Source organism: uncultured Meiothermus sp. (genome assembly GCF_937863175.1).
GTDB lineage: Bacteria > Deinococcota > Deinococci > Deinococcales > Thermaceae > Meiothermus.
In genome coordinates this window covers 1-9,320 of record NZ_CALMCQ010000097.1, presented here as the reverse complement: position 1 = coordinate 9,320, position 9,320 = coordinate 1, and the positions used below count along the sequence as shown (strand labels likewise).

The window sequence follows — 9,320 nt, the reverse complement described above, 5'->3', positions numbered from 1 at the left end:
GGGGTGTATCTCCACCGCACCCGCCTCGACCCGCGAGACCAGCGACAGGTCTTCGACCAGTCGGCCCATCGCCCGCACCTCGCGGGCGATGCTGCGGGCGGCCTCCTCGGGGGGCAGCACCCCGTCGGCCATGGCCTCGCTGTAGCCCTGCAAGGCCGCCAGCGGGGTTCGCAGCTCGTGGGCCACGCTGTTGATCAGCTCCACCCGGCGGGTCTCGACGCCCTCCAGGGTCTGCGACAGCCGGTTGAACTGCCGGGCCAGCTCGGTCAGCTCGTCGTCGCCCTTCTCCGCCAGCCGCAGCCTGTAGCTGCCCCTGGCGATCTCCTGCGCCCCGCGCACGAGCAGGCCGACCGTGGCGCTGATCCGCCGCGCGAAGACGAAGGCCAGCAGCGCCGAGAGCATCAGGGCGATGGGGAAGGCCGCCAGCAAGGCCCGCGTCAGGGTCTCGTGCAGGCCGTCCTCGAGGTCGGCCCGCAGGCTCAGCCCCATCGGCCCCATCACCTCGATCATGTGCTGGACGTGGCCCCGGTAGAAGGCCGGGCTGAGGCCGTCGGCCACCAGCAGCATCACCGTCGCCGCCACCCCGACCACCACCAGGTTGGCCACCAGCAGCCGCGTGAACAGACCCTTGGGCATTGCCTTCATATCCCAATCTTAGCTGGCCTCCTTGAAGCGGTAGCCGACCCCCCGCACGGTCTCCACGAAGCGGGGGTTGTCCGCGTCCTCGCCCAGCTTCTTCCGCAGCGCCGCGATGTGCACGTCCACCACCCGCTCGATGCCGGGGTAGTCCCCGCCCCAGACCCGCTCCATCAGGCGCTCGCGGCTCCAGACCATGCCTGCGTGCTGGGCCAGGGTCAGGAGCAGGTCGTACTCGAGCTTGGACAGGTTCAAGGGCTGACTGCCCAAATAGGCGGTTCGGTTCCTCAGGGCGATTTTCAGGTCGCCGAATTCCAGCTCGTCCTTAACCCCGCTGCGGCGCAGCAAGGCCCGCACCCGCGCCACCACCTCGCGGGGGCTGAAGGGCTTGCTCACGTAGTCGTCGGCCCCCAGCTCGAAGCCCCGGATGCGCTCGGACTCCTCGCCACGGGCGGTCAGCATCAGGATGGGCAGGTCGGGGAAGTCCTTGCGCAGGATTCCGGCCACCTCCCAGCCACTCAGCTCGGGCAGCATCAGGTCGAGCACCACCAGGTCGGCCTGGGGCGCTCTCTCCAGCGCTTCCACGCCGTCGGCGGCCTCGAGCAGCCCGTGCCCCTCGTGGCTCAGGTAGGCCCGCAGAATCTGCCGGATGGCGGGATCATCGTCCACAATCAGCACGTTCGCCATGCGCCACGTCCTCCCTGCAAAGGATAAACGGCGGGTATTAAGTTCGCGTAAAGTCCGCCGCCAACGTTACAAAAACTTAACAGCCCCCCGCTAGGGTTGTGCGGTGCTGCCCATCCTCCTCGGCGTCGGGCTGGTTCTGACCCTACCCCCCTCCCCGCTGGGCGTTCTGGCCCCCCTGCCGCTGCTCTGGCTGCTGTTCCGTGGCGGCTTTCGCGCGGGATTCTGGGCCGGCCTGGGGTTCTGGGCGCTGCACCTGCTCTGGCTGCCGCAGAGCTTCGTCCAGCTCTTCGACACGCCCCTGGGGGCGCTGCCCTTCGTCCCGCTGGTGCTGCTGAAGGCCCTGAGCTGGGGACTCCTGTTCTGGCTGACCCGCCGTAGGCCGCTGGCGCGGGCGGGCGGCTGGGTGGTGCTGGAGTACCTCAGCAGCCTGGGCGACCTGGCCTTCCCCTGGGGGTTTCTGGGCTACGCCCTGACCGACGCGCCGGGCCGGACGCTGGCGGCGCTGGGCGGGGTCTACCTGCTCTCGCTGGCGGTGCTCCTGACCGCCTACGGGGCCAACCGGCTCTGGGGGTTGGCCCTGCGGCGGGAGGGCTACTCCTGGCCGCTGGGCGCGCTGTCGCTGCTGGTCTTCGGCTGGCTGATGCTGTGGGGGTGGAGGCTGCCGCCCAGCCCCCCGGCCCCGCTGACCGCGCTGCTGGTGCAGGGCAGCGTGAACCCGCTGCAAAAACTCCAGGGATTCTCCGCCGAAGACCGCTACCGCGAGCTGACCCGTTCGGGGCTGGCCCGCCACCCGCAGGCGGGGCTGGTGGTCTGGCCGGAGACCGCCGTGCGCCGCCTCGAGGGCGGCCTCGTCCCCCTGCTGGCGGGCAGGACGCTGCTCTCGGGGGTCTCGGTCTTCGACGGGGGCTACCGCAACCGGGTGGTGCTGTCGGAGGCAGGGCAGGTCAGAGCCGCTTATGACAAGGCCCGCCTGGTGCCCTTCGGGGAGTTTTTCCCCTGGCGGGGGGCGCTGGGCGGGGTCTACGACTTTTTCTTCCGCGCCTTCGGGTTTGGCACCCTGCTGGACACGGCGGCGGGGGACGGCCAGATCCCGCTGAGCACCTTCGGTGCCTACATCTGCTACGAGTCGGTGTTCCCCGCCTCGGCGCGGGGGCTGGTGCGGGGCGGGGCCTGGGTGCTGGTCAACGTCTCCAACGACGCCTGGTTCGGCCCCAGCCTGGGCGGACTCCAGCACTTCCAGATGGGGCGGCTGAGGGCCGTGGAGAACGGCAGGTGGCTGCTGCGGGCGGGCAACGACGGCATCACCGCCGTGATAGACCCCTACGGCCGGGTGACCGCCCGGCTGGCCAAGGGGCGGCCGGGGTTCCTGGCCGCCTCCTACGGGATAGAGATGCGCCAGACCGCCTACACCCGCTGGGGCGACTGGGCGGTGGGGCTGGCGCTGGGGCTGGCCCTCCTGGGGGCGCGGGGCAACCGGGGAACCCCCGCCACCCGGCCCGCCCCCAGCGCGTCCAGAAACGCCGCCGCCCCCACCTTGCCCGACAGGAACTGACTGACCCACCAACTGGCCCGGCCCCGCAGCACCATCGTGCGCAGCGCCCACAGTTGGTCGTGGCGCAGGCGGCCCTGCCGGTGCAGCCGCCCGACCTCGAGCAGGCGGCGGTCGCTGGCGGGGCTGGCGGGCACCCCGGCCACCGCCCCCATCTGCACCAGGTCTACGAACTGCCCGTCGCTGAGGCGGTCTTGCAGGTAGAGCCGGAGGTCTTCGGGGGGCCGGGGCTGCTCCAGGAGCAGGCTGAGCGCGTCGAACTGCTCGCCGCCGATGTGCCCGCCCAGCTTGAGCCGGGCCAGGCGGCTGCGGGCGGCGGTCAGGGGGTCTAGGGTCAGGGCGAAGTCGGCGCGGGCGAAGAGCTGGGGGTTCTGGGTCTGGTGCTTCTGGCGGGTGTAGGCTGCCACCCGCCCGGCCACATAGGCGTAGACCTCGCTGGTCTTGATGATCCCGTCGCCGTCCTGGTCGGCCTGCCCGCCCAGGGCCTCGAGCAAGTAGGCGGTGAAGACCCCGCCGCCCTTCTCCGCGTCCTCCCAGCTCAGTTGGGTCGCGCTGCTGGCGGCCAGCAGCGCCCCGACCCCCCTCGGGCGGGGAATCTCCACGCGGGGCAGGGCCTTGGCCCCCGGCACCTCGAAGCTGCGGGTGCCCGGCAGGGACTGCCCACTGTAGCACGCGTCCACCAGCATCAAGTAGCGCCCCCGGCCCGCCAGCGCCCCCTCTATGACCTGTTGGATGCGCCCCAGGGGCAGCCAGGTCTCGTCGTCGGTCAGCTTGGCATCGTAGGGCATTACCGAGGCTTGGCCCAGGCGGTTGGGCCGCCCGTGGCCGGAGTAGTAAAACACCAGGGTGTCCTCCGGGCCGACCCACCGGGCCAGGTCGCGCAACTCGGCCTCGAGGGCGGTTTTGGTGGTCAGGTCGCCCAGCAGCAGCCGCAGCCGGGCCAGCCGCCAGTGCTGGGCATCTTGCTGGAGGGCCTCGGCAAATTTCTGAGCGTCGCTCTCGGCGTAGCTCAGGGGGGGCAGGGGAGAGGTCTCGGGGTAGGTGCGGTACTGGTTGACCCCCACCACCAGGGCCAGGGTGCGCGGCTGGGCCAGGCCGAAGGGCAAGAGCCAAAGCGCCATCGCCAAAATTGTCCCGCGCATACCCATGCCCTCAGCGCGGCTGCGCCAACACCACCACCCAGGCGTTGCCCTGGGGCCAGAAGGCCACCCCGACCTCGCTGTAGTGGGGGCTCATGATGGCCTGACAGTGGACCGGCGAGTTCAGCCACCACTCGAGGGGCCGCAGCGGGTCGGCGGAGCTGCCCCCTTTGTAGATGATCTCCGAGAGGCGCAGGAAGTCGTAGCCCGCCTGCCGCACCCGCTCGCGCGGCCCCAGACCCGCGAAGGTGTGGGCGATGAAGTTGCGCTCGGCCATGTCACGGGCGTGGCGCAGGGCGGCCTGCTCGAGCCTGGGGCTGTATGAAAGCAGGCCGACCGGCTCGGTGCTGCTGCTACCCGCGCAGGCCATGCCGCGCGCGCGCAGGTCGTTGAGCATGAAGGTGAGGTCGCCCACGGGGCCAGCCGAAAGCGCCCAGCCCGCCAGCAGGGCGGCCAGCCACACGGTCGGCGGCTTCCCCCGCACCCCTACCTCGAGGCCACCCCGCTCAGCAGGCTGCGGGCCTCGGCAAAGCCGGGCCTGTGGCGCAGCGCGGCCCGCAGGTCGGCGCGGGCGGCCTCGGTCTGGCCCAGCGCCATCCGCGCCCTGGCCCGCCAGTAGTAGGACTCCTCGTGGTCGGGGGCCTTACCCAGGGTCTGGCTGGTCAGGGATACCACCTCGGCGTAGCGGCCCGTGCCGTAGTAGGCCGCGTAGGGGCCGAACTGATACCACAAGGTGCGCCAGGGCCAGTTCCCGCCCGCCCCCGGCGGACGGTCGGGGTCGAAACTGCGGTTGACCGGCGCGCTGCGGGCGCGGTCAAAGGCGGCTGCCGCCCCCGCCGCGTCGCCCGCCTCGAGCAGGCTGCTGCCCAGGTTGAACCAGGCGAAGCCGTCGGCGGGCTGGCGCTGAACTTCCTGGCGGGCCACCCCCAAGGCCCGTTGCGACTCGAAGCCGGGGGCCAGGCGCTGCCCCAGCAGCCCCGCGACGGCGGCTTGGCGGCTCGCCGGGTAGACCACCAGGTAGGTGCGGTTGTAGACCTGCCACAGCCGATCCAGCTCGCCGTATCCCAAGCGGATGTCGGGGCCGTTGTAGGAGTCGAAGGCGCGGAAGTAAGCGCCCGACTCCTCGTACCCTGTCAGCAGGCGGTAGTGCCCCATGCCGCCCTGGTCGCTCACGAACCAGGTCTGGGCGATCACCGGGTAGCCCGCCGCCAGCAGCCGCTTGAGCAGGGCCAGGTCGCCCGCCAGGCCCTGATGAACGCCAAAACCCTGGGCGCGGGCGTAGGCCGCCATCTCCGAGGGGGATACGTTCTTGTCGGCGCGGTTGGGCTTGAGCGCGGGCGCGGTCTGGTACTGGGTCAGGCGGCTGCCCCAGAAGCTCAGGCTCATCGCCAGGGTGGCGGGGCCGCAGTTGTTGAGCCGCTGGTACTCGTGGCGGATGCCCTCCAGGCGCACGCTGTGGGTCGCGGCCAGCCCGGAGCCCAGCAGCGCAGTAGCCAGCCCCAGCAGGAAGCCCCGCATCACAGCCCCTGCTTCAGATAGCGGTCGAAGTAGGCCACCGTCCGCCGCATCGCCAGGGAGAAATTCCGGCTCAGGTTGTGGTCGTCGCCCGCGTAGGTGTAGAACTCGTAGGGCTGCCGGGCCTCGCGCAGTTGCCGCGCCAGGGTCTGGGAGAAGGCGTAGGGCACGTGGGTGTCGGCGGGGCTGTGGTGAATCTGGATCGGGGCCATGCCCTCGCCCAGGTAGCTGTTGGCCGAGACCGAGGCCCAGAAGGCCGGGTTGCTCTGCGGGGTGCCGTAGCGCCGGAAGACCGCCTGGTTACGCTGCTGCGTCCGGGTCGCGTCGGGGCCGCCCAGGTAGGGCCTCCGCCAGTTGTTGATGAGGTCGGCGTAGGGGGCCACCACCCCGGCCCAAACCACCCCGGTCTTGATCCGCTTGTCCAGCACCATCGCCCGCAGGGTCAGGAAGCCCCCCATCGAGTGGCCCCACATCCCGACGCGCTCGGGGTTGACCTCGCGGTACTGGGCCAGGCTCGAGACCGCGTTGAGCACGTCCACGGTGTAGCCGGGCGAGAAGTAGGCCCCCTCGGCCCGGCCCTCCGAGCTGCCGTGGCCCCGCAGGTCAATCTTGAAGACCGCGTAGCCCGAGCGGGCCAGCGCGTCCACGTAGGCCACATAGCGCTCGGTGGTGCGGTACTGGGCGGGCGGGATGTAGCCGTGCACGAACACGACGGCGGGCCAGCCCCCCTCGGGCTTTATCCCGCTCGGGACGGTGAGCAGGGCGTTGATCCTGAGCCCCTCGGAGCGGTAGGAGGCGAGGTAGCGGCGGTAGTTGCCGCCCGCCGCCAGGGTGCGCTCGATGGTCAGCGGGCTGCCGGGGTAGCTGCCCTGGCGGAGGGTCTCGAGCGTGGGCAGGCTGCTCGGGGCGGTCTGCGCCAAGGCCGCCGCACAGACCGCCGCCATCCCTGCCAGCCGGGGTAGCCACCTGGAATTTTCCATTCCGGGAGGATACGGGGGCTCGGTTAAGTTTTTGTAAAGCAGCGGTCGGAGCCCTGCACCGCTCAGAACCGCCGCCCCTGGATCGTGACCGGGGGCGCGGCCCGCAGCCGCTCCGCCACCTCCCCCACGCCCCGGATGAACAGGGTGTTCCTCGAACGGCTGTGCTTGCCGTGCAGGGGGATCAGGGTTCGGGTCAGCGGCTCGTAGGTGTACGGGCGAAACCCGTGGTCTTGCATCAGGGCCAGGGCACTGTCCTCGCGGTAGCCGTACCTGGAACCACTGCCGTCCAGCTCGAGGATCACCGAGTGCAGGGATTTCTTTTTCAGGGTTTCACCGGCCCCCTGCAAGACCGGGGTCTCGTAGCCCTCAACGTCTATCTTCAGAACGGAGGGGGCCTCCTCGGCCAGGGCGTGATCCAGCGTGGACATCTCCACCTCGATGGCCAGGGCGCTGGGCTCGCCGACCGCCAGGACGTGGTTGGTGCTGCCCTGTGCGGTGGTGAAGGCCGCCCGCCCCGGCGCACTCCCGAGGCCGATGTTGTGGCCGACCACCCACCCCTCGAGGTGGTTGAGGTGGAGGTTCTGGAGCAGCCGCTGGTAGGTGGCCGGAACCGGCTCGAAGGCGTGGCCGCGAGCCCCGACCGCCGCGCACGCCAGGACGGTGTACGCCCCCGCGTTGGCCCCCACGTCCACGAACAGGTCGTCCTTCCGCAGGACGTGCAGCAGGTAGCCCATGTCGGCGAATTCCTCGATCCCCGTGTAGACGTTCGCCGAGATCGCCTCCCCCTGGCGCACCAGCAGCCTCGACCCGTTGACCCACTCGTACACGTGCTCGCCCCCCAGCAGGCGGATGCCGACCAGCCACCGCAGATAGCCCAGGACGGCCCGGAGCTTGTCATCCCGCTTGAGCGGGTGGGTGGAGACGAACCAGAGCTGGTTTACGATCCGCATCGTCAGGCCTCCGACCATGCCCGGCCCCGGCGGCCCCCGAGAGCCCCCCTGGCTCGAGGGGCCGCTGGCGGCTGGCAGCGTGAGTGGGCACTCAGGGACTGGGGCAGGAGGCCCGCCAGCGGGGGCAGATCGCGGATCGGAGCCGCGCACGGGCGCACAGGAACCGCCAGGGGCATCCCCAAAACCTAGCCGGACTCGGTTAAGTTCTTGTAAAGCCCCGCCCGCAGTGCCCCGAAGACAGGCTTGACCGGCTGGCCGACGCGGGGGGCGTTGGAACTACGGGCCGCGCCGCGCCCGGCTGTGCTGTCCCAGCTTTCTCAGGTTCACGGCCAGCGGCCCGCCCCGCAGACCGTGGAGCCAGACCTCGAGGTTGGCCCGGCCCGGCTCCCAGACGAGCAGCAGCGCCATCCCGGCGTAGAAGGGCAGGTGTCCGACCAGTTCAACCCAGTCGAACACGGTGAGGGTGAGGTTGAACGGAACCCAGGCCAGCAGAACCACCTCCCGTGGGAAGACCCCCGCCACCAGCCAGAGCCCCACCAGCAACTCCACCGAGCCCGCCAGTACCGCGAAGGCCGCGTCCGAGACCGGGAGCCCCAGCGTTGGCAGAAAGTTCAAGGCGTGCTGCCGGAGGAAAGCCTCCGCCAGACCGGGGTTGGCCAGCTTCTCGGTGAAGGCCACAACCACCAGGCTGAGGCCCAGCCCCACCCGGAGCGCCGGAACCGCCCAGGCCATGAGTCGGGCGGAGGGCTCCAGCGACGGGAAGATCAGCCGATCCACCGCCACCGGCCCCCGCCCGGCCAGCCAGAAGAACGCCGCCAGGCTTAGGATGAAGACGTTTTCAAGCATAGGCTCCAACCCCAGCAAGGCGACCCCCAGAAGCCAGGTGACCGCCAGGCCCAAGGCGGCCAGTCGGGTCATGCCGCCGTAGGCCACCGCCAAGCCGATCCCGATCTGCCCCAGACCCAGCAGGTTGGCCCACCCCGCAGGCAGGGCATTGTCGGCAGAGAAGAGCCGCCCCTGGACTCCGCTGACCAGAAGCGCCACCGCCAGGTGAACCCCGACGACGGCGGGCATCATCGCGTACAAGGCCGCCCGGCGGTCGGGGGTAGCGCCGAACCAAGCCGGGCCAGGCAAGAAACCGCGTCGCCCCCTCTTTTGCCAAGCCACCGCCGCTATAAACGTCAGCAGCAGGACTGTCCCCACGGCCAGCAGGGGGACAGGCTGCCAAAAACCGGCCCAGTCGGGGGCCGGGGGCTTCCCCTCGTAAAACCACTTGGCGTGTGCATAGCCGAAACCGTTTAGCCCGATGAGCGAGCCAAAAAGACCGGCCCATGCGCTTGGGGCTGGCAGTGCGTTACCTCTTAAGCTGAACGCCGAGCCACCCAGGCCAGCCCTGTCGGTAAGCGGCGAATAGAGCATTAACCCCTCACCTGTATTGGAAACACATTGCTTCACAGAACTCCTTCGGGGATACCCCGCAGACTATTGGTCACATAGAGTGACATTTTTTAATATATTTATTTCGTGCAGCAGGTGCTTACCGTAAAAATAAAGCTGACTCCAACTCCCGAGCAAGAAGTTGCTTTGAGGGCTACGTTGGTCGCTTTTGCGAATGCCTGCAACCACATCCACGCGGCTGTGCCTGGCAACATCAGGAACAGTGCACGGATTCAGCAGTTGACCTATAGGGATGTGCGGGAAAAGTTTGGGTTGAGCGCCAATCTCGCAGTCAGGGCTATAGCGCGGGTGAGCATGAACCGCAAGGCCGCAAAAGAGTTGGGCGCTAAGGTCAAGGGGTTCAAGCCCACTTCGGTGGACTACGACGCTCGCATTTTTGACCTCCGCTTGCGCGACGAGACGGTTT

General features: G+C 69.7%; 8 protein-coding genes and 2 pseudogenes. 2 read left to right on the top strand and 8 right to left on the bottom strand.

Annotation, left to right across the window (positions count from 1 at the left end; all coding sequences use genetic code 11):
• Both Q0288_RS03850 and Q0288_RS03845 read right to left on the bottom strand, forming a co-directional pair.
• Positions 1-645, bottom strand: a 645-nt coding sequence (locus tag Q0288_RS03850; RefSeq protein WP_299427453.1) for a histidine kinase dimerization/phospho-acceptor domain-containing protein, incomplete at its 3' end; no start/stop codon positions are given.
• A gap of 9 nt (positions 646-654) precedes the next feature.
• On the bottom strand, positions 655-1,323 hold the full coding sequence (locus tag Q0288_RS03845) for a response regulator transcription factor (protein WP_299427450.1): 669 nt from the start codon (positions 1,321-1,323) through the stop codon (positions 655-657).
• A gap of 103 nt (positions 1,324-1,426) precedes the next feature.
• Here Q0288_RS03845 and lnt point away from each other — a divergent pair, with 103 nt between their 5' ends.
• Positions 1,427-2,875 (top strand): apolipoprotein N-acyltransferase, encoded by a 1,449-nt coding sequence (gene lnt / locus Q0288_RS03840; protein ID WP_299427447.1) that lies wholly within the window; start codon positions 1,427-1,429, stop codon positions 2,873-2,875.
• 362 nt (positions 2,876-3,237) lie between these two features.
• Here lnt and Q0288_RS03835 read toward each other — a convergent pair.
• From Q0288_RS03835 to Q0288_RS03810, 6 genes and pseudogenes are all read right to left on the bottom strand, one after another.
• A pseudogene (locus tag Q0288_RS03835) lies at positions 3,238-3,993 on the bottom strand (caspase family protein); the annotation flags it as partial.
• A gap of 31 nt (positions 3,994-4,024) precedes the next feature.
• On the bottom strand, positions 4,025-4,495 hold the full coding sequence (locus tag Q0288_RS03830) for a CAP domain-containing protein (RefSeq protein WP_299427444.1): 471 nt from the start codon (positions 4,493-4,495) through the stop codon (positions 4,025-4,027).
• A gap of 2 nt (positions 4,496-4,497) precedes the next feature.
• Positions 4,498-5,529: a C39 family peptidase gene (locus Q0288_RS03825; RefSeq protein WP_299427441.1), complete on the bottom strand. Its 1,032-nt coding sequence runs from the start codon at positions 5,527-5,529 to the stop codon at positions 4,498-4,500.
• Positions 5,529-6,506, bottom strand: coding sequence for an alpha/beta fold hydrolase (locus Q0288_RS03820; protein WP_299427438.1), 978 nt, complete (start codon positions 6,504-6,506; stop codon positions 5,529-5,531). The genes Q0288_RS03825 and Q0288_RS03820 overlap by 1 nt, the downstream gene beginning before the upstream one ends.
• 62 nt (positions 6,507-6,568) lie before the next feature.
• A complete protein-coding gene (locus Q0288_RS03815; protein WP_299427435.1) occupies positions 6,569-7,456 on the bottom strand; it encodes an FkbM family methyltransferase in 888 nt (295 codons plus the stop codon).
• A gap of 276 nt (positions 7,457-7,732) precedes the next feature.
• Positions 7,733-8,875: a hypothetical protein gene (locus Q0288_RS03810; protein ID WP_299427432.1), complete on the bottom strand. Its 1,143-nt coding sequence runs from the start codon at positions 8,873-8,875 to the stop codon at positions 7,733-7,735.
• 177 nt (positions 8,876-9,052) lie between these two features.
• Between Q0288_RS03810 and Q0288_RS03805 the strand changes: the two are divergent.
• Positions 9,053-9,320, top strand: a pseudogene (locus Q0288_RS03805) (hypothetical protein); the annotation flags it as partial.